Source organism: Acinetobacter lwoffii, assembly GCF_022809915.1.
Lineage (GTDB): Bacteria > Pseudomonadota > Gammaproteobacteria > Pseudomonadales > Moraxellaceae > Acinetobacter > Acinetobacter lwoffii_M.
In genome coordinates this window covers 1-23,787 of sequence record NZ_JALGQY010000007.1, presented here as the reverse complement: position 1 = coordinate 23,787, position 23,787 = coordinate 1, and the positions used below count along the sequence as shown (strand labels likewise).

At 42.3% G+C, this 23,787-nt stretch carries 21 protein-coding genes and 1 pseudogene; 11 read left to right on the top strand and 11 right to left on the bottom strand.

The features are described from left to right. Position 1: 1 nt before the first annotated feature. The 3 genes from cyoA to ppsA form a co-directional block, all read right to left on the bottom strand. Positions 2 to 1,096 carry a ubiquinol oxidase subunit II gene (gene cyoA, locus MTX11_RS05115; RefSeq protein WP_243474530.1) on the bottom strand — a complete coding sequence of 365 codons (1,095 nt, stop codon included), beginning with the start codon at positions 1,094 to 1,096 and terminating at the stop codon, positions 2 to 4. A gap of 298 nt (positions 1,097 to 1,394) precedes the next feature. Then, the gene (locus MTX11_RS05110; RefSeq protein WP_243474529.1) at positions 1,395 to 2,192 is read right to left on the bottom strand and encodes an RDD family protein; all 798 of its coding nucleotides are present in this window, start codon (positions 2,190 to 2,192) and stop codon (positions 1,395 to 1,397) included. A 419-nt stretch (positions 2,193 to 2,611) separates the two neighbouring features. Next, a complete protein-coding gene (gene ppsA / locus MTX11_RS05105; protein ID WP_004278782.1) occupies positions 2,612 to 4,990 on the bottom strand; it encodes a phosphoenolpyruvate synthase in 2,379 nt (792 codons plus the stop codon). A 154-nt stretch (positions 4,991 to 5,144) separates the two neighbouring features. Between ppsA and ppsR the strand changes: the two genes are divergently transcribed. Continuing rightward, entirely contained in the window at positions 5,145 to 5,981 is an 837-nt protein-coding gene (ppsR, locus tag MTX11_RS05100; RefSeq protein WP_004278781.1) for a posphoenolpyruvate synthetase regulatory kinase/phosphorylase PpsR, read from the top strand. A gap of 214 nt (positions 5,982 to 6,195) precedes the next feature. Here ppsR and MTX11_RS05095 read toward each other — a convergent pair whose 3' ends face one another. From MTX11_RS05095 to MTX11_RS05080, 4 genes are all read right to left on the bottom strand, one after another. Continuing rightward, positions 6,196 to 6,759, bottom strand: coding sequence for an NAD(P)/FAD-dependent oxidoreductase (locus MTX11_RS05095; RefSeq protein WP_180037367.1), 564 nt, complete (start codon positions 6,757 to 6,759; stop codon positions 6,196 to 6,198). 348 nt (positions 6,760 to 7,107) lie between these two features. After that, entirely contained in the window at positions 7,108 to 8,112 is a 1,005-nt protein-coding gene (locus MTX11_RS05090) for an LLM class flavin-dependent oxidoreductase (protein ID WP_243474528.1), read from the bottom strand. 169 nt (positions 8,113 to 8,281) lie between these two features. Further along, positions 8,282 to 8,737 carry a hypothetical protein gene (locus MTX11_RS05085; RefSeq protein ID WP_004278778.1) on the bottom strand — a complete coding sequence of 152 codons (456 nt, stop codon included), beginning with the start codon at positions 8,735 to 8,737 and terminating at the stop codon, positions 8,282 to 8,284. Positions 8,738 to 8,982: 245 nt separating this feature from the next. Continuing rightward, complete coding sequence (locus MTX11_RS05080; RefSeq protein ID WP_243474527.1) at positions 8,983 to 9,399, bottom strand: glycine zipper 2TM domain-containing protein; 417 nt, start codon at positions 9,397 to 9,399, stop codon at positions 8,983 to 8,985. A gap of 345 nt (positions 9,400 to 9,744) precedes the next feature. Here MTX11_RS05080 and prfA point away from each other — a divergent pair, with 345 nt between their 5' ends. Beyond that, positions 9,745 to 10,833, top strand: coding sequence for a peptide chain release factor 1 (gene prfA, locus MTX11_RS05075; protein ID WP_004645400.1), 1,089 nt, complete (start codon positions 9,745 to 9,747; stop codon positions 10,831 to 10,833). After that, positions 10,833 to 11,651, top strand: coding sequence for a peptide chain release factor N(5)-glutamine methyltransferase (gene prmC / locus MTX11_RS05070; protein ID WP_005252142.1), 819 nt, complete (start codon positions 10,833 to 10,835; stop codon positions 11,649 to 11,651). Before prfA ends, prmC begins: the two co-directional genes overlap by 1 nt. A 183-nt stretch (positions 11,652 to 11,834) precedes the next feature. On the opposite strand, the gene MTX11_RS05065 is transcribed toward prmC, so the two are convergent. Continuing rightward, positions 11,835 to 12,188: a hypothetical protein gene (locus tag MTX11_RS05065; protein ID WP_243474526.1), complete on the bottom strand. Its 354-nt coding sequence runs from the start codon at positions 12,186 to 12,188 to the stop codon at positions 11,835 to 11,837. Between the two features lie 228 nt (positions 12,189 to 12,416). After that, positions 12,417 to 13,439: an AraC family transcriptional regulator gene (locus tag MTX11_RS05060; RefSeq protein ID WP_243474525.1), complete on the bottom strand. Its 1,023-nt coding sequence runs from the start codon at positions 13,437 to 13,439 to the stop codon at positions 12,417 to 12,419. A gap of 138 nt (positions 13,440 to 13,577) precedes the next feature. On the opposite strand from MTX11_RS05060, the gene MTX11_RS05055 reads away from it, so the two are divergent. The 3 genes from MTX11_RS05055 (at position 13,578) to MTX11_RS05045 (ending at position 17,647) form a co-directional block, all read left to right on the top strand. Then, positions 13,578 to 14,348, top strand: a complete 771-nt coding sequence (locus MTX11_RS05055; protein ID WP_243474524.1) for a 3-hydroxyacyl-CoA dehydrogenase — start codon at positions 13,578 to 13,580, stop codon at positions 14,346 to 14,348. Between the two features lie 246 nt (positions 14,349 to 14,594). Then, positions 14,595 to 15,731 carry an acyl-CoA dehydrogenase family protein gene (locus MTX11_RS05050; RefSeq protein ID WP_004645393.1) on the top strand — a complete coding sequence of 379 codons (1,137 nt, stop codon included), beginning with the start codon at positions 14,595 to 14,597 and terminating at the stop codon, positions 15,729 to 15,731. 269 nt (positions 15,732 to 16,000) lie between these two features. Continuing rightward, a complete protein-coding gene (locus MTX11_RS05045; protein WP_243474523.1) occupies positions 16,001 to 17,647 on the top strand; it encodes an AMP-binding protein in 1,647 nt (548 codons plus the stop codon). 255 nt (positions 17,648 to 17,902) lie between these two features. Here MTX11_RS05045 and MTX11_RS05040 read toward each other — a convergent pair whose 3' ends face one another. Then, the gene (locus MTX11_RS05040; RefSeq protein ID WP_044108878.1) at positions 17,903 to 18,433 is read right to left on the bottom strand and encodes a pyridoxamine 5'-phosphate oxidase family protein; all 531 of its coding nucleotides are present in this window, start codon (positions 18,431 to 18,433) and stop codon (positions 17,903 to 17,905) included. Between the two features lie 482 nt (positions 18,434 to 18,915). On the opposite strand from MTX11_RS05040, the gene MTX11_RS05035 reads away from it, so the two are divergent. The 4 genes from MTX11_RS05035 (at position 18,916) to MTX11_RS05020 (ending at position 21,954) form a co-directional block, all read left to right on the top strand. After that, complete coding sequence (locus MTX11_RS05035) at positions 18,916 to 19,686, top strand: HesA/MoeB/ThiF family protein (RefSeq protein ID WP_243474596.1); 771 nt, start codon at positions 18,916 to 18,918, stop codon at positions 19,684 to 19,686. 58 nt (positions 19,687 to 19,744) lie between these two features. After that, complete coding sequence (locus tag MTX11_RS05030) at positions 19,745 to 21,043, top strand: ABC1 kinase family protein (protein WP_195725896.1); 1,299 nt, start codon at positions 19,745 to 19,747, stop codon at positions 21,041 to 21,043. 136 nt (positions 21,044 to 21,179) lie between these two features. Continuing rightward, positions 21,180 to 21,560 carry a dihydroneopterin aldolase gene (folB, locus tag MTX11_RS05025; RefSeq protein ID WP_004278766.1) on the top strand — a complete coding sequence of 127 codons (381 nt, stop codon included), beginning with the start codon at positions 21,180 to 21,182 and terminating at the stop codon, positions 21,558 to 21,560. After that, positions 21,517 to 21,954: a 2-amino-4-hydroxy-6-hydroxymethyldihydropteridine diphosphokinase gene (locus MTX11_RS05020; protein ID WP_243474522.1), complete on the top strand. Its 438-nt coding sequence runs from the start codon at positions 21,517 to 21,519 to the stop codon at positions 21,952 to 21,954. The genes folB and MTX11_RS05020 overlap by 44 nt, the downstream gene beginning before the upstream one ends. 592 nt (positions 21,955 to 22,546) lie before the next feature. Here MTX11_RS05020 and MTX11_RS05015 read toward each other — a convergent pair. Beyond that, positions 22,547 to 23,248 (bottom strand): VIT1/CCC1 transporter family protein, encoded by a 702-nt coding sequence (locus MTX11_RS05015; protein ID WP_005097209.1) that lies wholly within the window; start codon positions 23,246 to 23,248, stop codon positions 22,547 to 22,549. Positions 23,249 to 23,530: 282 nt separating this feature from the next. Here MTX11_RS05015 and MTX11_RS05010 point away from each other — a divergent pair. Next, positions 23,531 to 23,710: pseudogene (locus tag MTX11_RS05010) on the top strand (DUF1003 domain-containing protein); the annotation flags it as partial. Positions 23,711 to 23,787 lie beyond the last annotated feature (77 nt).

The following is a 23,787-nucleotide window of genomic DNA, read 5'->3' as shown; positions in this document are numbered from 1 at the left end:
CTTATTCTCCTTGAGAAGCAGTCGCATGTTCACCAGCTACATGAGCTTCAGAAGCAGACGCTTCATGAGCAACAGCATCAGTCGCTGCAGCTTCTACAGGAGCTGAATGGTCAGCACCGTGGTAGTTACTCATATACTTGTGAATCACAGATTCAAACAAACCTTGCTCTACAGAAGAGTAGTAAGTCACAGGATGTGGCTTAGTAGGGTAAGGCTTCATTGCTTCAGCAGCAGCCTTCTCTTCAGGAGTTTCAGCTTTTGCAATAATCGCTTCGATCTGGTGTTTACCACGGTTGCCGTCACGTAAAGTTGCAAATTCAGCTTGGTCTAGAACAGTTTTTTGTACTGCATTAGGGTTAACTGAAGTACCGTTTCCTGCCTGAACAGCAGAAATCCATTCAGCAAATTGAGCATCAGTCACAGAATGTGCACGGAAGCGCATTTGTGAGAAGCCATAGCCTGAATAGTTTGAAGAGAAACCACGATAACCTTCAGCTGGACTAGTTTCATCAGCTAAGAAGTTAAGGTGAGTTTGCATACCTGCCATTGCATAAATCTGACCACTTAACGCCGGGATGAAGAACGAGTTCATCGTGAAGTTAGAGGTTAAACGAAGGCTTACCGGAGTTTGCTCTGGGAAACGCAATTCGTTAACAGTTGCAATGCCTTGCTCAGGATAGATGAAGATCCATTTAAATTGCTCAGCAATAACCTGAACAGTTAAAGGTGCTTTATCTGCTTCAATTGGACGGTATGGGTCATACTTGTGGGAACCCCACCAAGTTAACCAAGCTAAAATACCAATAATAATGACAGGGATACCCCATACCACAATTTCAATCGCAGTAGAGTGTGCCCATGTAGGTTTATAGTCTGCGTCTTTATTCGATGCACGATATTTCCAACCGAACCATAATGCCATGATGATTGATGGAATAACCACCAAAAGCATTAAGTAAATCGCAGTCATCATCAGGTTACTTTGACCTGCTGCAACTGGACCTTTAGAGTTCAGAAGTACCATATCACCACCACACCCGGTCAAGAGTGCAGTCATCGCAGATAAAGACAATACAGCTAAAATCGTTTGTCTCATTTTACAACCTCGGTGAAGAGTCCCATTCCCTAATTTAATATGGGATAGCGATTAAAGTGCATATGACAAAAAAGGCTGAATTTTACAAAACATCCTATTAATCACAATACACCGCTACGTTGTAGGGCATTATGCCTGAGATTCACGAACTAAGCTATATCTAGGGCGCTTTAAATGCCTGTAATAAAAACCGATTTTGCTGGTCTGGATTGGGGAGGATTTATGGGAATTTTATTTCAATTTCAAAGTTCTGTAATCAAAATGGGATGATATTCATCCCATTTTGTGTATTCCTGCGCTATTGTTTCACAACTTTCGTTTTTGCGAGTTTATCGTGCAAGGTTTGACGTTTTTTGCCCAATCCGAAGGCCCAGTCAATAATTAAACTCAGTGGCATAAATACAATATTTAAAAATATGAAGAATACGCTACGAATAGTAAAAGCGCGCAACAGGCTGGGCTTTTCACCTGATTCTGTATCTACAATTTTGATTTTTGTGAGCTTTTTACCAATACTTTGGCCTGATTTTGCAATCAGAAAGGCTTGAATGGCCAGCATGATAATCAAATAGACCGCTGTGGCAAGCCACGCCTGCTGAGAAAACATCTCAAACATTTGAGTCTGTAATTGCTGAGCCATTGCAGGATCTGCATCGCTACTCAGCACAACATTCATGAATTCTTCATTCAGTTGAGCAAACCGGGTTTCCTGTTCAGGCGTAAAAAAAGCAGTCAAAATGAAGGTTGCTGGTAGCCACAGTAATACGTCTACAATTTTGGCCAGGATACGGCTTGGAATACTGGCAAGTTCATTTTTTTGAGTTGCTGTTTGAGTATGAGGCTGTGAGTAGGCCGAAGTCGTTGGTTGGCTATTCTGGAATACCGGCGTTTCAGGTGTGACTGCCGGAGCGACATAACCTTCAGGTTGATATACCGATTTTCCTTGGGTAAGTTCACCTAAGGCTTTCCATTCTGTCATACCTTGATGCCATGCCAGGTCAGTCAGCATGACTTGTTGATTCGCCAGCATCTGATTCAATTGCTCGAGCGTATATGGACCAGCTTGTTGATTGTTTCGTGCCAAGTAAATCTGCATATAGACTGAATCTCAATATATAAATGTGAACTGATAATAGCTTTGATCAAGATTGTATTGAATTCTGTTTTGAAAACAAATATCCTCTTATCGTAAGATATAGATTAATTGAGGATTTTCAATCATATTTCTCATTAAAAATGCGCCCATACAAAATTGCAAGGATCTGCATTCTTAAAAATATCTTCCTGAACATTCGATGGTTATTTATTATTATTGCCATTTTGACATGACTTTACTGTTGGTATTTGTTTGTCATTACAGTTTTCATGTATTGATAAGCTTTGATTTAATTGTATTTATAAATTCAATTGTTTAGCTTTCGATTGGATCTTTAGTTATCAATTTTAAAACAATAAATCATAATATCTATCTCATAAAAAAGACCCTATCAAAGGGTCTTTTTTATTCACAATTGTTTATGCTTTTTGCACTTTTTCTTCAGCCAGGAAGAACCAAGTTTCAAGTACCGAGTCTGGGTTTAAAGACACAGAGTCGATACCTTGTTCCATTAACCATTGTGCAAGATCTGGGTGATCAGAAGGACCTTGACCACAAATACCGACATATTTGCCAGCTTTACGGCATGCTTGAATTGCAAGAGAAAGTAACGCTTTAACCGCAGGGTCGCGCTCATCAAATAGGTGAGAGACAATACCAGAGTCACGGTCAAGACCAAGTGTTAATTGTGTCAAGTCGTTTGAACCAATAGAGAAACCATCGAAATGTTCAAGGAACTGATCTGCCAATAAAGCATTGGTTGGAAGTTCACACATCATGATCACTTTAAGGCCGTTTTCACCGCGCTTAAGACCATTTAATGCAAGAAGTTCAATTACACGTTTCGCTTCAGCAACAGTACGAACAAATGGAATCATGATCTGGATATTGGTTAAACCCATTTCATCACGTGCCTTTTTCAATGCACGACATTCAAGTTCGAAGCAATCACGGAAGTTATCAGAAACGTAGCGACTTGCACCACGGAAACCTAGCATCGGGTTTTCTTCTTCTGGCTCGTATAACTTACCACCGATCAAGTTTGCATATTCGTTAGACTTAAAGTCTGACATACGAACAATGACTGGCTTGTCTGCAAATGCAGCAGCAAGTGTCGAGATACCTTCAACCAGTTTCTCTACATAGAATTCGATTGGAGATGCATAACCTGCAGTACGCGCCATGACTGCTGCACGTGTTTCACGTGGAAGGCTGTCAATATTGATCAATGCTTTCGGGTGAACACCAATCATACGGTTAATAATGAATTCAAGACGCGCCAGACCAATACCTGCGTTTGGAATTTGAGCAAAGTCAAATGCACGGTCCGGGTTACCCACGTTCATCATGACTTTAAATGGAAGAGCAGGCATAGACTCAATTGAATTCTTTTGAATTTCAAAATCTAGTGCGCCTTCATAGATAAAGCCAGTATCACCTTCGGCACAAGACACAGTCACTTCCTGACCGTCTACAAGAACTTCAGTTGCATTACCACAACCCACGATTGCAGGAACACCAAGCTCACGTGCAATAATTGCTGCGTGACAAGTACGACCACCACGGTTTGTTACAATCGCAGCTGCACGTTTCATGACTGGTTCCCAATCCGGGTCAGTCATATCAGATACAAGAACATCACCGTCTTGTACTTTGTCCATTTCTTTAATAGACGTCACAATGCGGACTTTACCAGAACCAATGCGTTGACCGATTGAACGGCCTTCACAGATCACAGTACCGCGTTGTTTCAACAGGTAGCGTTCCATGGTGCCGACATTTTCACGGCTTTTTACAGTTTCAGGACGCGCCTGAACGATGTAAATCTTGCCATCATCGCCATCTTTTGCCCACTCGATGTCCATTGGTGCACCGTAGTGGTTTTCAATGATCAGCGCTTGTTTAGCAAGTTCTTGTAATTCCTGGTCGTTTAAAGCGAACTGTTGGCGTTCAGCTTTTTCAACATCCACGACAACGACAGATTTACCTGCAGATGCTTCTTCACCATAAATCATTTTCTGGTGCTTAGAACCCAGGTTGCGACGAAGGATCGCGTGTCGGCCTGCATTTAAAAGCGGTTTAGAAATATAGAATTCGTCCGGGTTAACTGCACCTTGAACGACCATTTCACCCAAACCATAAGATGCAGTAATGAATACTGCATCACGGAAGCCTGATTCAGTATCTAGCGTAAACATCACACCTGCAGCGCCAGTTTCTGAACGAACCATGCGTTGTACACCAGCAGACAGGGCAACTACATCATGGGCAAAGTTTTGGTGTACACGGTATGAGATTGCGCGGTCGTTGTACAAAGATGCAAACACTTCTTTGATTGCGATCAGAACGTTATCGATACCACGAATGTTCAAGAAAGTTTCTTGCTGGCCGGCAAAAGAAGCATCCGGCAAATCTTCTGCAGTTGCAGAAGAACGAACGGCAACCGCGATGTCAGGGTTGCCGTTAGAAAGTTCTGCAAATGCCGTACGAACTTCTTGTTCTAATGCAGGCGTAAGTGGAGTATCCACAATCCATTGACGAATTTTTGCGCCAGTTTCAGCGAGTGCATTTACATCATCAACATTGAGTGCAGCAAGCTCTGCATTGATTTTAGCGTTTAGGCCACTTTGCTCGAGAAATTCACGGTAGGCATCGGCAGTCGTTGCGAAACCACCTGGCACAGATACACCAGCATTTGATAAGTGGCTGATCATTTCGCCTAGTGATGAGTTTTTCCCACCGACCAGCTCAACGTCGTGCTTCCCTAATTTTTCCAGACCAATTACGCGCGCTTCCAAAGTTGTTACTCCACTTTTGCAGTATTAATCACTATCTCGGCATGAGAGTATAGCAAATCATCTAGGTTTTTGATTTTACTAAGCGACAGTCATGTAAGATCGGTTTACTATAAAGATTATATAGCACTAAGACAAATGTTGGAGGAGAATTTTAATGTCGGAAGGTAAACAAATTCAGCGTAGTGTTTTCTTTATTTCAGATGGTACCGCCATCACCGCTGAAACCCTTGGACACTCGCTGTTAGCGCAGTTTCCGCATGTGAAATTTGACATTCATATTATTCCTTACATTAGTTCCGAAGAGGCGGCCACAAACGTGGTGGCAGAGATCAATGCAAGAGCTCAAATCGACGGTGAAAAACCGCTGGTATTTGACACCCTGGTTGATCCCTATGTGCGCGACATTATTAACACCGCAAATGCAGTAAATCTTGATGTATTTGAAGGGCTTATTAGCAAGTTGGCTGATGAATTAGGCACGATTCCTACAACTTTAGTCGGGCAGACCCATGCGGTGACCGACTCTGAGTCTTATAAGGCCCGTATTGATGCTGTTCATTTTGCTTTAGATAACGACGACGGCGCACGTACCCGTCATTATGATAAAGCTGACCTGATCCTGATTGGTGTATCGCGTTCAGGTAAAACCCCGACCTCTATTTATCTGTCTTTGCAGTTCGGTATTCGCGTAGCAAACTATCCACTGACTGAAGAAGATTTGGACGATAACCGCCTGCCAGCCGTGCTGCGACCGCATAAAAACAAGCTGTTTGGCCTGATGATTGATGCGGAACGCCTTGTGGCCATTCGTTCTGAGCGTAAAGCCAATAGCCGTTATGCCAGCTTTAGTCAGTGTCAGATGGAGTTACGTGCGATTGAAGGCATTTATATTTCGGAAGGCATCAAGTACCTGAATGTGTCTGAAATGTCGATTGAAGAAATCTCAACACGTGTGTTGCAAATGACCGGTTTAAAACGTCGAATCGGTTAAGAAATCAGCCAGAGCCAAACTGCGGTTTGGCTTTGATTTATAGCTAAAAATTACAAGTAAGCATTGATTAATCGAAATAATGTATGATTTTTAAAAATACCTTAGAGTCTTCTTTGCTCATTTTGTTGAATAAATCATCATGTCGGTTCTTGATACGTAAATAAAAATCTCATTATCAGCTTACCAATTTTTCATTTTTACTCGCCAGCGTGAGTTATTTTTCTGCTAAATAAGTATGAATAATGATATCGACCGGATGCTGTTCACCATTAATACAATGAATTGTATTTTCCGAAATTTTCAGAATCGGCCAGGTAATTAGGTGGCAATTTTCACGCTGTAGGGCAGCATAATAATGATCTGATTTCAGATAAATTTTACGGGAAGATGCAAGATTTGGCATTAACTGGCGTCTTAGCCACAAATTCTGCACCTGATTTTCTAAAAACCGCAGAGAAAGCAGGCTTTTAATGCGGTTGTTAAATAAGCGGCGATTTTTACCAATCAGCGGATGATTAATAATTCGTTGCAGAATTCGGTCGGAACCGGGCAGTACAAAAGCAGGATTAATCTGGAAAACTTTTACCGAACGGGCATGTTGACTGATTTTATCCAGCTGGCTCACGGTAAACTGATCCGTGCCAATAATCGCAATATCTTTATCTGCATAACCCAATTTTAACAGTTCGGAAGAGGGCACTTTAATTCCATTAAACTGCTGAAAATGTTCGGGGCGATTTTCAAAAATACCAGCGTGTGGATCATGCTTGGTAGACATTAGAATTCCTTGAATTTATTTAATAATTAATTTTCTTTGTATGAGATATAAACAAAAACTCAAGCCAGGGTAAAGTGAAAAATTTAACTTAGACAGTCATCTATTTGACCAAAATATAAAATCTGATTTTATTGAAGACTGAATGGATTTACAGGCGATCCAAAAGGAATGACTTTTAACTTGCTGAGATGGATGAAGGAAAAGAAGTGAAGTATTCGTTCAAGAAAGAAGCTTTTTAATAGAAAAGGTCAATAAAAATGATTTTACTGGGATGTTTCTTTTAGTCATTTATCTTTAAAGATGAAAAACATCTACCCATTGCTGAGAATAGGTAGATGCAACTCTCATTTACTGACCATTTTTAATTTGCATTAATAGCTCAAAGTTGTGCAGGCGCTTGTCAGTGTCATAGATGTCACAAGTAAAGATAAACTCATCCACATCATATTTAGCCAAAAGCGATTCTAGCCCAGCTTTAACGGTTTCTTTGGAGCCGACCTGAGCCATGGCAAAGAAATTATCGACTGACATTTTTTCCGGCGGCGACCACAGACCTTTCATGGAGTCAATTGGTGCTTTAAGTTTCAGGCTTTGTCCACGAATCAGTGATAAAACCCGCTGATAGGCACTAGTCGCTAGATATTCTGCTTCTTCATCAGTATCTGCGACACAGGTCGGTACACCCATCGACACATAAGGACGATCCAGGTATTCAGAAGGTTCAAAGTTTTCACGATAAAGCTGAATGGCCTGACCCAGCATACGCGGGGCAAAATGCGAAGCGAAGGAATAAGGTAGACCAAGTTTCGCCGCTAATTGTGCACTGAACAGGCTGGAACCTAAAAGCCATACGGGTACGTGCGTGCTTTGACCCGGCGTCGCCACAATACGTTGTCCTGGAATTGGATCTTTAAAATACTGCAAAATTTCCAGAACATCCTGCGGAAACTGATCTTCGGTTTCCTGACGGCCACGACGTAGGGCACGCATGGTCATTTGATCGGTGCCCGGAGCACGGCCCAAACCCAGTTCAATCCGGTCCGGATAGAGCGTTGCCAAGGTGCCGAACTGTTCAGCCACGACCAGCGGGGCATGGTTGGGCAGCATAATTCCGCCAGAGCCTAAAGTTAGGGTTTTGGTATTCGCCAGTAAATAGCCTAAGAGAACTGCGGTTGCTGAACTGGCAATGCCATCCATATTATGATGTTCTGCCAGCCACATCCGGCGATAACCCAATTTTTCTGCTGCTTGGGCAAGTTCCAACGCATGGTTTAGCGCGAATTGAATGCTCTTGTCGTCACGAACAGGAACCAGTTCGAGTATAGAGAACTGGGTATCGTTAAGCGTACGCATAGTATTACTCTTAAATAGACATCTCTAAAAGCATACGACTTTAGAATGTATTTGTATATCGAAAAAAATCGATATAAGTGTAAACCAAAAGATAAAGATAAAAAATAAAGACAAAAAAATAAGCATCCGAAGATGCTTATAAAGGAGGAAAGAATAAGGGGAGAAAATCTTAACGACGACGGTTGTTATAGCGATAATCGTTATAACGGTAGTTACGAGAAGAGTTATAGCGACGTTCGCTGCGGTCATCATAACGACGGTCTTCGCTAACTTTTTTACCTAAAGCTGAACCACCTGCTGAACCCAGTGCCGCACCGATATAACCACCGTTGGTGCCTGCCATATTTCGGCCAACTGCATAACCTGCACCGCCACCTAAAGCACCACCGATAATCGCACCATTACGGTCACGTTTATTTGCTGCTACTGCGGCACCCGCACCACCACCAATCGCTGAACCGATTGTTGCACCAGTAGTACCGCCCATTTTATTGCCTACTGCGGCACCAACGACACCACCCAAAGCAGAAGCTAAAGCTGTATTGGTTGTATTGCCTGCATTGGCAGCTGTCATACCCATGGCTGAGGTTGCTACGACAGCGATCATTAGAGATTTATAGTTCATGAGGACACCTTTTATATATCTAGCTATATTTTGTTGATGAGATAAATTTAATCTAGCAAGCGCCAAACAGCATGGAGGCAATGTTGGCGAATTGTGATTTTTATCTCCTTAATTTATTCATGATGTGGGCAGGGTAATTTCATGTATTAATTGAAAATTCACGTAGTAAAGCCACAATAAAAAAAGCACCAAAAGGTGCTTTTCATGTTAAATGTAGCGTCTGGTCTAAACTGCCTGAGCGCAAATTAACGGTGACGTTTTTTCCAGTGTTTAGAGCGTTTTTCCACTGCTTTATCTTTGGCAATCTTGTTACCCAGTGCCGCACCACCGGCAGCACCTAAGGCTGAACCGATATAACCACCGTTAGTACCGCTCATATTTTTACCTACGGTATAACCGGCACCGCCACCTAGGGCACCACCAATGGCAGATTCAGTACGGTTTTTCTTGCTGCTTGCAACTGCTGCACCGCCAGCACCACCTAAAGCAGCACCAATGGTTGCGCCGGTGTTACCGCCCATGTTTTTACCTAATGCTGTACCTGCAACACTACCTAAAGCACTTGCTGCTGCAACACGCGCTGTACTGTCGGCATGTGCGTTTACGGTCATCATTGAACCAGCAGCTAAAACTGTACTCATTAAAAGTGCGTTGAGTTTCATGTCATCACTCCGTGTCCATCTACAGGACTGTAGTTATTTCGATGCGGAAAATGTAACAAATCATGCCCAAAACAATATGAAGATGTTTCTTCATAATTCCCTGCTTTATTTGGCGAATTGTAAAATCTGCAAGAAATAAGCATAAGATCGATTATAAAAAAGGCAATTCCACTATTTTTAATCTTATTTGTTAACAAATGCTGCCGAGAGAGAATGATAGCGGCGTGGACTTACTCAATAATGATGTTCATTAGAAGCCAGAATCGTTAAACTAGGCGCAATTTTTTGATTTCGCTGTGCTAAATCGGTTTTTAGTCGCAGCCTATGTTTGAGATTTTTTAGAAAATGAAAGAATCGTTACGTTTACGATTAGACCAACTCTCTGACCGCCATGAAGAATTGACCGCATTACTGGCTGATGTAGAAGTCATTTCTGATAATAAGCGCTTCCGTCAATTGTCACGTGAGCATAATGACTTAACAGAAATCACCAATGTCTGGACCAAGTACAGACAGGCTGAAGAAGACATTGAAACAGCTCAGGCCATGCTGTCAGATCCAGATTTTAAGGAAATGGCACAGGAAGAAATTAAAGAGAATAAAGCTTTAATTGAATCGCTTGAAGCAGACCTGAACATCTTGATGATTCCGAAAGATCCGAATGATGCCAACTCGGCTTATCTTGAGATTCGTGCCGGAACCGGCGGCGATGAAGCTGCGATTTTCTCAGGCGATTTATTTCGTATGTATAGTAAATATGCGGAAAACCAAGGCTGGCGTATTGAAATCCTCTCTGAAAATGAAGGCGAACATGGTGGCTATAAAGAAGTCATCTGCCTGATTAATGGTGACGGGGTTTACGGTCGTCTAAAATTTGAAAGTGGTGCGCATCGTGTACAGCGTGTACCAGCGACCGAATCACAAGGCCGTGTGCATACCTCAGCATGTACCGTTGCGATTCTTCCTGAAATTGATGTCGATACCTCGGTTGAAATCAACTCATCTGATTTGCGCATTGATACCTACCGTGCTTCAGGTGCAGGTGGTCAGCATGTTAACAAAACCGATTCTGCAGTACGTATTACTCATATTCCAACCGGCACCGTAGTGGAATGTCAGGAAGAGCGTTCACAGCATAAGAACAAGGCCAAAGCGATGGCACTGCTGGTATCACGTTTGGAAAATGCCAAACGTGCAGCAGCAGATGCAGCAACCTCGGAAATGCGTCGTGACCTGGTGGGATCGGGTGATCGTTCGGAACGTATCCGTACTTATAACTATCCGCAAGGTCGTATGACCGATCACCGCATTAACCTGACTTTATACAAGCTGGATGCCGTGATGGAAGGTGATTTGACCGAATTGCTGGATAGTCTGCACCGCGAATATCAGGCGGATCAGTTGGCCATGCTTGCACAGCAGAATGGTGGATAATGAATATTTTACAAGCCTTGGCTTTACGCGGCGAAGCTGAAAGTTACGAACGTCAGGAAAATGCCTGGTTACTGGAACACATCACCAAGATTGATTCATTTGATCTGCTGATGAAAAAGGATCAGGAGTTAACGCCGGAACAGGAACAGGCGTATAAAGACGGATTGGCGCGTATTGCTGCCGGTGAGCCTTTGGCTTATGTCACTGGTTCACAGCCATTCTGGACTTTAGACCTCAAAGTGACCAAAGATACCTTGGTGCCACGTCCGGATACTGAAGTGCTGGTTGAGACTGTGTTGAAATTGGATCTGCCTGATGATGCCCGTGTGGTGGATTTGGGTACAGGTACTGGTGCAATTGCCTTATCACTGGCATCTGAACGTTCTAACTGGACACTAACCGCTTCCGATATCTACGAGCCTACGCTTGAGGTGGCGAAATATAATGCGGAACAACATGATATTGAGAATGTGGAATTTGTTCTGGGTTCATGGTTGAAACCATTTGGCCGTCAATTCTTTGATGCCATTGTATCGAATCCACCTTATATCGATGCTGATGATGTGCATATGCAGAATCTGGCGACTGAACCGGAACGTGCGCTGGTGGCAGATAAAAAGGGGCTGGCCGATATTGAAATGATTATTCTGCAAGCCAAGAAGCATTTGACTGTCAATGGTTGGGTGGTGCTTGAGCATGGTTATGATCAGGCAGATGCCGTACAACATCTATTTAAACAGGCGGGTTATAAGCAAGTCCGCACGGTTAAAGATTATGGCGGGAATGATCGCGTAACTTTGGGTCAATGGCCACATTAATCTGTCATCTATCTTTATAAAAAAGCGACCGATGTGGTCGCTTTTTTATTGGATTTTTTCTTTATAAATTCCTGACTGCATCTGAAACCTTAAGTATTTTGAATGATATGACGCCAACGCAGTATAACTAAAAACAAAAAAGCGATGCCAGAGCACCGCTTTCGAGGAATACTTAAAAAAGAATTACATTGGATAGTCTTGTAGACAGTCATAGACTTCTACCTGATCCAAACTGCTAGTTTCCATTGCCAGACAAAGTGCCACAACTTTCAAAGTGTCTGCCAGAGATCTTTCATCTTTCAAGGCAATACCTTGTTGTAATTCATTGATACGTTCTGCCGGAATTTCAAGGGCCTGAGCCGCTTCCACAGCATCTACCTGATTAAAGAAGTGCAGAATTGCATCTTTCAGTTCTGCATCCGATGCATTTAAAATCCCTTGATTCAACTGTTCTGTGATCAGATCAGTCGAAGAAAATAAAGCTTTAGAGAAGTTTTGGACAAGATTTTGCCCAAGCACATCAGTCATCTTTAACATGGAGATACCTTCAACTAGAAAGGAAAATGGAGAGTACAGCCAATAGCAAAAGTGCTATAAATTGAATGAAAAATAATCTATTCTCGGGTAAATTGCAAAGCTTTCCGCGTGACTGTGTAGTCCTGCTAATATATGTTTTAGGGCTTGAAATATATAATCATAATAAAAATAAATGCTTAGAATCCAAGTGTTTTTCGGTAATATTTTTAAAGTCTAAATTTATATAAATTATCTAATATTATTTTGTCGATACGCGCCTGGACTGACGCCAGTCCACTTTTTGAATGCACGATGAAATGCACTGGATTCCTGAAAATTAAGCTGATCGCTGATCTCTTGTAAACTTTGTTCAGTACGGGTCAGTAACTCAATGGCGGTATCCCGGCGTATCTCATTTTTTAACTGTTGATAGCTGACACCTTCACTTTTTAAACGCCGTTGCATGGTCGCTTCAGACATATTCATTTTTAAGGCCAGTTCATTCAGTTCCAGCCATTCTGCTGGTGAAACCTGTAGCAATTGTCGGCGAATCTGAGTGCTTAAAGCATAGGGATTTTTAAAACGTACCAATAAATTTTGTGGGGTTTGCTGAATAAACTGATACCAGGACTGAGCATCCTGTTTAATTGGCAGTTGCAGATAGCTTGCATCAAATTGCACATAGTTTTCGCTGGCCTGATATTCAATCTGTTCACAGAATCGAACTTTGTAATCAAAATCATTCAGTGGTGCTGCACATTTCAATTGAATCTGATTAAGCAAAATCCGTTGTCCACTTAACCAGCAGATCAGGGTATGAATCAGCATCAGATAAGTCGCATAACTAAACATGCGTTTGGTTGTTTTTAAATCATAAATCACGATATAGGCATAGTGTTCCTCAACCATGAGCGTGCTTTGCAGGTCGTCCAAAACCAGGTTGAGAAATTGCAGAATGTTTTGCAGCGCTTTTTCCAGTGTATATGCCTGCATAACCATTTTCGAAAGCAATTTAAAACTGCCACGACGCATGGCATGGCTGTCCATGCCAAAAAATTCGTCATTCATGCTGTCTGCAAGCACAGTCCATAATTGGGCAAATTGGCTAACGGATACGCGTGCCTTGGGAGCATTCAATACTTCTGCTGGGATATTGGCCTTTTTTAGAATGTCAGAGATATCAAATTGCAGCCGTTTGGCATCCAGCAATGCTTCGTTCACCAGATCAATCGAGATGGTGCCTTTGCTATATTCCAGTGCAGGCTTATGCATATTTAGTCTGACATCCTTGTTTTCATTGTCCAAATACATCATGCAAGATGCAATATTTGGAAATTGTACAGAATAAAAACTCTGTTTACTCTGCATATTAAGTCGTATCTGAAATAGAAAAATTGCTAGGAAATAAACATGAACATTCAGGGAAAAGTTATAGTGGTTACCGGTGGCGCATCGGGTCTGGGTGCAGCCACAGCAACCTATCTGGTGGAACAGGGTGCCAAGGTTATTCTGGTAGACATGAACCAGGAACAGGGTGTCGCGCTGCAGGAGCAACTGGGTGAGCAGGCCGAATTTGTACAACTGGATGTCACTGATGAGCAGGCTGTCGAAGCCTTCTTTGCTGAAGTCGAAAGCAATTATGGTCAACTGAATGGCTTGATCAACTGTGCCGGGATTGCACCGTCTGCCAAAGTATTGGGTCATAACGGCATCCATGAATTAGCCATGTTTCAAAAAGTGCTCAATATTAATGTAAATGGTACTTTTAATATGTTGCGTCATGCGGCGGCTTTAATTGCAAAATATGAGTTGCAATCGGGTGAAGAAGAACGTGGCGTGATTGTGAATACTGCTTCAGTTGCCGCTTATGACGGTCAAATTGGTCAGACTGCCTATGCGGCATCCAAAGGTGCAGTCGTCGCAATGACTTTACCTTTGGCACGTGAACTGGCTCGTGAAGCGATCCGTGTCATGACCATCGCGCCGGGCATTATGGAAACTCCGATGCTAAAAGGCATGCCACAAAATGTCCAGGATGCTTTAGGACAAATGGTGCCGTTTCCACCACGTCTGGCAAAACCACAGGAATTTGCCCATCTGGTGGGACATATTTTTGAAAATAGTTATTTGAATGGTGAGGTCATTCGTTTGGATGGCGCAATCCGTATGCAGCCTAAATAAGTTTTCGATTTATATAGGACATGATGATTTGCACAGCTACCAATTTCTCATTGAATTTAAATGAATTTGCTTAAGCATGCATTTTCTTTTGAAGGATCAAAAGAAACAAAAATCCTTTGCGAAACTGAAGATACATCCCTGTATCTCAGTTTCGCAGGCGACATCCATGCCGCCTTATCCGACGTGCCAACGATCTCAATAGTAAAAAGCTTGAAGTAAATAAATAGATATAGAAAGGGAAGTTCAATGATTTTAAATGATGAACAAAAAATGATTCAGGACATGATGCGAAATTATTCGCAGCAGAAACTGAAACCGACAGCGGCCTTACGCGACAAAACTGCACAATTCCCAGCACAAGAACTTAAAGAGCTGGGCGAGCTTGGCGCACTCGGCATGACAGTGGCTGAAGAATGGGGGGGGGCAGGCCTAGATTATGTTTCACTAGTCTTGGCACTAGAGGAGATCGCTGCAGGTGATGGTGCAATCTCGACGATTGTCAGTGTGCAGAATTCTTTGCCTTGTGGTATCACCCAGCGTTATGGCACAGAGGCACAAAAACAGCAGTATTTGACTAAACTGGCAACAGGTGAATGGCTAGGCTGTTTCTGCTTGACGGAACCTCAGGCCGGTTCGGATGCCAGTTCGCTGGAGTGTAAAGCCGAACGCGATGGCGATGAATGGGTGCTAAATGGTACCAAGCAGTTTATCACGACAGGTAAACACGCACAGATTGCACTAGTCTTTGCTGTGACTGATAAATCTGCAGGGAAAAAGGGTATTTCATGCTTTCTGGTGCCGACCGATGCACCGGGTTATATCGTGTCACGCCTAGAAGAGAAAATGGGTCAGCATTGTTCGGATACCGCGACCATCGTTCTGGATAACTGCCGGATTCCGGCTGCCAACCTGCTGGGCCAGGAAGGTGAAGGCTATAAAATTGCCTTGTCGAATCTTGAATCGGGTCGGATCGGCATTGCAGCACAATCAGTCGGTATGGCGCGGGCTGCACTAGATGCTGCAGTGGAATATGCCAATGAACGCAAAGCCTTTGGTGTGGAAATTGTGCAGCATCAGGCTGTGGCGTTCAGGCTTGCAGATATGGCGACCCAAATTGAAGCCGCACGTCAGCTTGTCTTGCATGCTGCAACGTTAAAAGATGCAGGCTTGGCGTGTTTAAAAGAAGCATCGATGGCAAAGCTGTTTGCATCGACCATTGCAGAGCGAGTCTGTTCAGATGCGATCCAGATTCATGGTGGCTACGGTTATGTCTCTGATTTTCCGGTTGAGCGTATCTATCGTGATGTGCGAGTGAGCCAGATTTATGAAGGTGCATCAGATATTCAACGACTGGTGATTGCACGTGAAGTGTGTCAACGCTGATTGTTAAATTAAAAAAAACAGACTTTGATTGATGTTCAAATCTGGCACTTACGTTGATGGATATGGAAATTGCAGGACTTAACTGAACATGATGATCTAAAGACATACAGTACGAATAATCGAAAAATAAGCCTTATTCATGTTCTAGTCCTAGGGCATGAATGCAGATTTAAAAAAGTATGCTGATGGAATCAGCAGGAACAACAAATACAAATGGACAAACTCAGGCAAGGTCGCCTGAAAAATACAATAGGAAAGAGGTTGTCGTCATGAAGACATTAGAACAGGCATATGCTGATTTTAATTTTGAAAATATGGTTCAAGAACATCTGGTTGGAAACGCAGAGAACATCAATGCGTATACCGAATGCTGTGGTCGCTACTTGGGTCAAAACCGAACTGCACTGATTTGGGAAGGCAAAAACGGAGACGCAGAGCAGTGGACCTTTGAACAACTGGCCGTGGCTTCAGGACAGCTGGCCAATTATATGCATTCTCTGGGTTTAAAGGCTGGTGACTGTATTGCAGGGTTGCTGCCAAGAACGCCAGCACTCTTAATTACTATATTGGCCACTTGGCGGATTGGTGCCATTTACCAACCTTTATTTACTGCCTTTGAAAGCAAAGCCATTGAACATCGCATCAGTACCGCTGGCACCCAGTTGATTGTTACTGATGAAGAGCAGCGACTGAAACTTCATGATCTCAATGTTCCTAATATTCTGACTGTGCATCAAACAGCGACAAATAATTATCAAGATGCGGATTTCTGGACAGCCTTACAGCAACAACCAGAGGAGTTTGAACCGGTAAATTGCCAGTTTAATGATGTCTTCCTGATGATGTTTACTTCAGGTACGACAGGCTTGGCAAAATCGGTTCCTGTACGTTTAAAAGCCTTGTTGGCCTTTAAAGGCTATATGCTGCACGCGGTAGATCTGCGAGATGAAGATTCCTTCTGGAATCTGGCAGACCCGGGCTGGGCGTATGGACTGTATTATGGCATTGCAGGGCCGCTCAGTTTAGGGCACAGCATCATCATGGATGAACGTGGCTTTAGTGTCGATAATGCCGTACAAATCATTCAAAAATATCAGGTTAGTAACCTGACCGGTTCGCCAACCGCATTTCGCATGTTCTTTGGTTTTAAAGAAAAATTTGATGCAGGCATCAGTTCGCATTTACGCGTGGTAAGCAGTGCAGGTGAGCCGCTCACGCCTGAAGTGATTCAGTGGTTCAATCATGATTTAAATGTGAATATTTACGATCAATATGGACAGACTGAACTGGGTATGGTGATCGCCAATCATCATGGCTTGGAGCATTATAAAAAAGTTGGTTCAGCCGGTTTTGCTATTCCTGGGCATCGTTTTGCTGTATTGGACAAAGAACATCAGGAAGTAGAAAAAGGCGGTATTGGAACACTTGCTATCGACTGTTCAGCTTCACCTTTGATGTGGTTTGAAGGCTATGCAGGGCATAACCGCAAGTCATTTGTCGGGCAGTATTATCTCACTGGTGATACCGTGAAGCTGAATGAATATGGCGGTATTGATTTTATTGGGCGTGCAGACGATGTCATTACAACCTCGGGCTATCGGGTTGGGCCTTTTGATGTAGAAAGTACCTTGCTTGAATGTGAGGAAGTGCTTGAATCCGCAGTCGTTGGAAAGCCAGATCCAGAACGAACAGAAATTGTGAAAGCCTTTGTAGTGCTTAAATCGGCTTATCCGGCTACTGAAGATTTGATGTTGAAACTGCAAAGTTATGTACGTTCACGCTTATCCAAACATGCCTATCCTAAAGAGATTGAGTTTGTGGCATCTTTGCCTAAAACATCGAGTGGCAAGATTCAGCGCAATTTACTCAAACAGCAGGAAGTTGCCAAACTTCAAGAGATGAAGCGAGTCAGCTAATTTTTCAAATTAATTGTTCGATTGAATGCTAAAAGGCTGCCACAGCAGCCTTTTGGTTTTTTAAGAAATAAATCTGCTACTTAAATTTTAATCAGATATTGAGCTGATTTTCCCGAACTTATATTTTTAAGAGAGCAAATTAAGGCAAGCAAAAATTATAATTTTTTATGTCATTACAGTAAAATTACATTAATATTTAAAATGAAATATATCAAAAATTTAGCCTCTTAAGATAAAGAGGCTAAATCTCATTCATTACCAGATATTACTTTGTAGATTCACTTTTTGATGTTCTGCATGCGGTTCGCCCGCTTCGCCGGTAACACCGCCTTTTAAGGCTTTAAAAAGCTGGGTAACTTTGTTATCTGTGACATTCCAGTATTCTGCGCTGACTGCTTCAGCAATTAATACCCGTACGGTCGGATCATCCTTGCCTTCAAACCAGTTTTCTGCCCACGGATTCCACAACTGTTCAATCAGAATGCGGTCAGTACTGATCTGGGCATGAGCACTGATCGACACATAGATACCATCTGATGGTTTTGCAAAAGACAGGCCAATTTGACCACGGCCAGTTTCTGCTGCTTTGACCAGATCATTGGTATTACGCAGGATGAAATATAAGTTTTGGCGTTCATTCATCTGCTCGGAGTTCAGCATGGTCATCGGCTGGGAGTGTATTTCATGTGTGTCAGTTAAATGGCTGATCATGGTGTAACGAACATCCTTGATCAATTCCCATAATTTTTCACGATTATCATGTTGAGTATTGTTATGCTCGGTCATGTATGTTCTCCATACGATTTTATGAAAGCTGAAAAGATTGCTTGGTATTTTCAGATTAATCATATTTAGAGACAGATGCCTTAGGTCTCACTGAACTCATACATTTTCATACTCAAATACAGGCAGAGACTACAGAATTGCTAAACAAGGCAGTTCTATTTACAGGGTAATTCAATAGCAAAGATTTTAAAAACTTCAGGTTTGACACCTTTTATAAATGAGAAAGAGCTGTTTGCCGGAACCGTTTAATTGAGGTGATTCAAAAAATCTTGCCAAGCCATAGCGGCTGCATCTTGATACCGAACGTTTAGCTGATATGCTATTTGCCTCAACGATTGCCGAACCATTTATTGATGTGCTGTGAATTGAATTTGAGATTGATATTCCAGAGATTTATCAGCCTTTAGAAACTTCAGTAAAGCTAATTTTACGATCATTGTTAAAAATTTTCGAAACAAGGAAAGACGTTGTCTACATTTAACATGGATACCATATCCCCAGAATTCGAACTCACCGATGCTGAACTGCATCTGTATAGCCGTCAGATTCTTCTGGATGGCTGGGATATTGACGCTCAAGAACGGTTAAAATTTTCTAATGTCTGCATTATTGGTTGTGGCGGGATAGGCTGTGCACTGGCAGAACTTCTGGCACGTGCAGGTGTGGGAAAAATTACCCTGATCGATCCGGATACCATCGAGATGAGTAATTTACAGCGACAACTGGCATTTATGCCGCAGGATATTGGATTTTATAAGGCAGAAACTCTGGCCAAAAGAATGAGTCAGGTTAATCCGAACGCACAAGTTGAATATGTGAATCAAGCCTTAACGGCTGAAAATGCAGTAAGTGTGATCGAGCATCAGGATCTGGTGCTGGATGGATGTGATCAGTTTGCCACACGCTATCTGGTCAATCAGATGTGTGTTGAGCTGAATGTACCATTATTGAGTGCCTCGGCGATTGGCTTGCAAGGGCAGCTGTTTATGGTCGAAGGGGATTCCGCCTGTTATGCCTGCTTGTTCCCGCCAGAAAATCAGGCCGATGAAAGTCTACGCTGTGCAGATTCCGGTGTCCTGGCCACCACACCGAATGTGATGGCCAGCTTGCAGGCACATCATGCCTTGTTATATCTGGGATTGGGTCAAATGCCACTTCGACAAAAGCTGTTGTTATGGGATGGTATGAGCTTTAAACAGCGGATTCTCGCTTTCGAAAAAGATACAGATTGCCCAATCTGTCAGGCAAGATAAGCCTGCAAAGTGAATTTTTTTTGCTACACTGCGTTTAATTAATTTTTCCTAAGACATTATGAAAAACAATATCTGGTTAGATGGAATACGTTCAGTTGCCCGTATGGGAGAAACAGCAGTCGTTGCGGCAAAGGCAGGCTTTAAATATGCCACTGAAAAGCCAAGTAATGCCAAACTCATGCGTGAAACTTTTGAATCCTTAGGTTCAACTTATATCAAGCTGGGTCAGTTTATTGCCAGCACGCCCTCGCTTTTTCCACGTGAATATGTTGAAGAATTTCAGGGCTGTCTGGATCAGACACCACGCTTGCCATTTAGTTATATCCAGCAGGTTTTAGCCTCTGAATTTGCAGGACGTAATCTGGATGAAATCTTTGCATCGATTGATGAAACGCCGTTAGCTTCTGCATCTATTGCACAGGTGCATGCGGCCAAACTGGTGTCTGGCGAAGATGTCGTGATTAAGGTACAAAAACCGGGTGTAGAAACGATTTTATATACCGACCTGAATGTACTGCATTGGGCGACCAAGTTGCTAGAAAAAGCAGTCCCGAAAGTCAAGTTTGCTTCATTGGCCGACATTGTCGAAGAAATCAAAACCCGTATGGTGCGTGAAGTCGATTTTATCGAAGAAGCACAAAATCTGGATGATTTCGTCAATTACCTGAATATCACCAACAATCAGGCAGCGACTGCACCTAAGGTTTATCATCAATATTCGACCCGTCGTGTGCTCACCATGCAGCGTTTATACGGTGTGCCTTTGACAGATTTTGAAGTGGTTAAAAAGGTATCCAAAGATCCATCTCAAGTACTTATCACTGCGATGAATACCTGGTTTGGCAGCTTGATGATGTGTAACAGCTTCCATGCCGATCTGCATGCCGGTAACCTGATGCTACTCGAAGATGGCCGTGTCGGTTTTATTGATTTCGGTATTGTTGGTCAGCTCAAGCCTGAAGTATGGACGGCATGTATGGCATTCATGGATTCATTGCAACATACCAATTATGAGCTGATGGCGCAAAACATGCTGAAAATGGGTATGACCGCTGTGCAGATAGACACCAAAATCTTGGCTGCTGATCTGGAACGTTTATTTAGCGGTGTGTTGATGGCGGATCCGCAGGAATTATTAACGTCAAACCCTGCTGACCTGAACGATATCATGATGGATATGGTGGCTGTGGGTGAACGTCACGGGATCCGGTTCCCGCGTGACTTTGCCTTGCTGTTCAAGCAAATGCTGTATTTCGACCGTTTCATGCGAATTCTTGCGCCGTATACCGATATCTATGCCGATCAGCGTTTGCAGATGGTGCAAAGCATGGATCCGAATCTGCTGTTAAAGCATTAATTTAATCCCTCCCGACCTCCCTTTCTAAAGGGAGGAGTTTCTCATTGCTTGATAAAGTAGAAGCGATAAAAGTCCCTCTTTATAAAAGAGGGATTTAGGGAGATTAGTTGTAAATATCATATTCTCGAGCAATCCAATGGACGCCATTATTATTGAAGGTTTAAAAGTTGAGACAGTCGTTGGCTGCTTTAACTGGGAGCGTCAAATTATTCAGCCTTTAATGCTGGACTTGATCATTCAAACCGATTTAGAACAGGCATCAAACTCAGATGCACTTGCAGATACGTTGAATTATGCAGAAATTTGTGAGATTTCCAGCAAAGTCATTCAAGACGCCAAGCCTGAATTGATTGAACATGCAGCAAAGTTAGTGCTGAATGCACTTTTTACTACCTTTACAGCAATTGAATCGATTAATATTACGATCCGTAAGCCTGCCATTATCGCGCAAGCCAATTCTGTAGGGATACGTCTTGAACGCCACCGAAACGATTTTCGCCCTAGCATTAGCGAGTAATTGTCATCCTCAGCAACATTTTCAAGCTGCACAGCAACGTATTTCTGAATGGGGAGAAGTTCAGTTTTCTCCCATTTATATGATTCCTTGCCGCGATGGCATTGGCGCCGATTACTGGAATGCAGCGTGTTTATTGCGAAGTTCGGTGTCTAGTGAAGACCTGATTGAGCTGCTCAAACAGCTGGAACAGGCATCAGGGCGACTACGTCCATCACATCAGATTACTTTGGATGTTGATTTGATTGCCTGGGGATTAGATCTTCAACATATGCAGTTTAATGAAAAAAAATTGCCTTTGGCTCTAGATGTGAAAGTGCCCATGTTTGATATCTGGCATGATGCTATGTTCGAACATGGATCACATAGCTTCCCAACAGTTGAACAGCTGATTTAAATCAAATCACCTAATTTTCTGCTAATACAATTTATCTAGTACGAATGGTTAACTAGCCTGATCAAGCAAGATCAGGCTTTTTTTATGATGCAGTTTTTTGTTTTTAGAGTAAAAGAAAATTCAGATAAGATGAGATGCTTAAGTTTAGAAGTCATTTAAAAATGAAAATATTGGAAATTGTGGTTTCTGTGATTTTAATCCTCGGGATTCTTTATGTAATCCAATGAGGATTTCATGGTTTCCCAACAGGGAATTAATATTTGATTGATTAAAGCTCTGGAATTTACTCTAAGATTAGTAAAAACCCTCAAAGCAGTAAAAAAGCATCATCGCTATTTCACTTTTTCTTGTTATAAAAAATGATCAGCAATACGATAATGATCGCCAAGATGGCAAGAATGATGGTAGTTTCCATAACAATACCTCTCGGGCATAGATCTTTGGCTTTAATTATCTAAATTAAAACCGAACATATATTAATTAAACTCAAGTTTTGTTAGAGCCGCTAGTTTTTGAAAAAACATTTTTCAGTGATGTTAATAGAGGAACCGTTCAATCCTATTCTGTGTCTAACTAAAAAATAAACACATATTTAGGCAACAGACACATTAAATAATGATCCGATCCAGGCGCTGAATAACATGGCGATAATTCCCCAGAGCATGACCCGAACTGCACCTCTCCAGACACTTACTCCACCGGCATAGCTTGCCAGTGCGCCCATCATCCCCAAACTTAAAACACCAATCAGCATGACGCCTTTATCCAGATAATGTTCCGGTAAAATCATGATTGAAATTAAAGGAAATAATGAACCTACCGTAAATGCCATAGCCGAAGAAAATGCAGCGAGAAAGGGTTGGGCAGAGGTATGTGCTGAAATACCAATTTCATCCCGGGCATGGGCATCCAAGGCATTATGGTCGGTCAGCTGTTCAGCGACCTGTTGTGCCAAAGCAGGTTCCAGACCTCGTTGTATATAAATCGTTTTGAGCTCATTTAACTCATGCGTGGGATGGCGCTGCAGTTCGCGCTCTTCCATGAGTAGATCATTGGTTTCAATATCTTGCTGGGATTTAACCGAAATATATTCACCGGCCGCCATTGATGCGGCGCCAGAAATCAATCCGGCAACACAGGTCACCAATAAAATTTCCGTGGATGCTCCACTGGCTGCAATACCCACCACCAGACTGGTGACCGAAATAATCCCGTCATTTGCCCCCAGTACAGCTGCACGAAGCCAGCCCGCACGTTCGATATAATGTTTTTCAAGATGGTATGAGTGGCGCACAATGAAGCCCCTTTTTTATTATCATCATGATTATATTAAATTTAAGTCATGTATAGATAGTAGGATTGAATCGATCTGAAAATTATCTTGAATGATCAGCTCATCGTGCGCTTGGCTGAGCATTTTATCAATCCAAGATAAAATCGAAGTGAGATTCATAATTTCAAGAAATCAGACGCACTTGATACATAATTGATTTACGAATGGTAAAAATGACTAAAGCAAATCAAACATATCGAACAAAATAATAGCTGAGTGAGCCGGTTTAAAAAGAGAATTATCATGAAAGAAAAACATGAAAGCCATAAATGCTTGGTATGCGGCAAGCACTTTCTTCTGAAAAATCTCACCCCGATAGGAACAGTCAAAAAAGTCATTACCGAAGAGATTGCCAGGGATATTCCAGGCTGGACACCGCAAGATTATATTTGCCAGGTAGATTTAACCCGGTACCGTATACAGTAGACTTCCGTCATAAATCAAAAAACGTACAATTTATTTGATCTTAAAGTAATCAGCAAAATTATTTAATTCAAGGG

Bases quoted from the DNA above. Each gene is read 5' to 3' on its own strand.
- cyoA (WP_243474530.1), bottom strand. From the start codon at position 1,096: ATGAGACAAACGATTTTAGCTGTATTGTCTTTATCTGCGATGACTGCA.
- MTX11_RS05110 (WP_243474529.1), bottom strand. From the start codon at position 2,192: ATGCAGATTTACTTGGCACGAAACAATCAACAAGCTGGTCCATATACG.
- ppsR (WP_004278781.1), top strand. From the start codon at position 5,145: ATGTCGGAAGGTAAACAAATTCAGCGTAGTGTTTTCTTTATTTCAGAT.
- MTX11_RS05095 (WP_180037367.1), bottom strand. From the start codon at position 6,759: ATGTCTACCAAGCATGATCCACACGCTGGTATTTTTGAAAATCGCCCC.
- MTX11_RS05090 (WP_243474528.1), bottom strand. From the start codon at position 8,112: ATGCGTACGCTTAACGATACCCAGTTCTCTATACTCGAACTGGTTCCT.
- MTX11_RS05085 (WP_004278778.1), bottom strand. From the start codon at position 8,737: ATGAACTATAAATCTCTAATGATCGCTGTCGTAGCAACCTCAGCCATG.
- MTX11_RS05080 (WP_243474527.1), bottom strand. From the start codon at position 9,399: ATGAAACTCAACGCACTTTTAATGAGTACAGTTTTAGCTGCTGGTTCA.
- prfA (WP_004645400.1), top strand. From the start codon at position 9,745: ATGAAAGAATCGTTACGTTTACGATTAGACCAACTCTCTGACCGCCAT.
- prmC (WP_005252142.1), top strand. From the start codon at position 10,833: ATGAATATTTTACAAGCCTTGGCTTTACGCGGCGAAGCTGAAAGTTAC.
- MTX11_RS05065 (WP_243474526.1), bottom strand. From the start codon at position 12,188: ATGTTAAAGATGACTGATGTGCTTGGGCAAAATCTTGTCCAAAACTTC.
- MTX11_RS05060 (WP_243474525.1), bottom strand. From the start codon at position 13,439: ATGCATAAGCCTGCACTGGAATATAGCAAAGGCACCATCTCGATTGAT.
- MTX11_RS05055 (WP_243474524.1), top strand. From the start codon at position 13,578: ATGAACATTCAGGGAAAAGTTATAGTGGTTACCGGTGGCGCATCGGGT.
- MTX11_RS05050 (WP_004645393.1), top strand. From the start codon at position 14,595: ATGATTTTAAATGATGAACAAAAAATGATTCAGGACATGATGCGAAAT.
- MTX11_RS05045 (WP_243474523.1), top strand. From the start codon at position 16,001: ATGAAGACATTAGAACAGGCATATGCTGATTTTAATTTTGAAAATATG.
- MTX11_RS05040 (WP_044108878.1), bottom strand. From the start codon at position 18,433: ATGACCGAGCATAACAATACTCAACATGATAATCGTGAAAAATTATGG.
- MTX11_RS05035 (WP_243474596.1), top strand. From the start codon at position 18,916: ATGGATACCATATCCCCAGAATTCGAACTCACCGATGCTGAACTGCAT.
- MTX11_RS05030 (WP_195725896.1), top strand. From the start codon at position 19,745: ATGAAAAACAATATCTGGTTAGATGGAATACGTTCAGTTGCCCGTATG.
- folB (WP_004278766.1), top strand. From the start codon at position 21,180: ATGGACGCCATTATTATTGAAGGTTTAAAAGTTGAGACAGTCGTTGGC.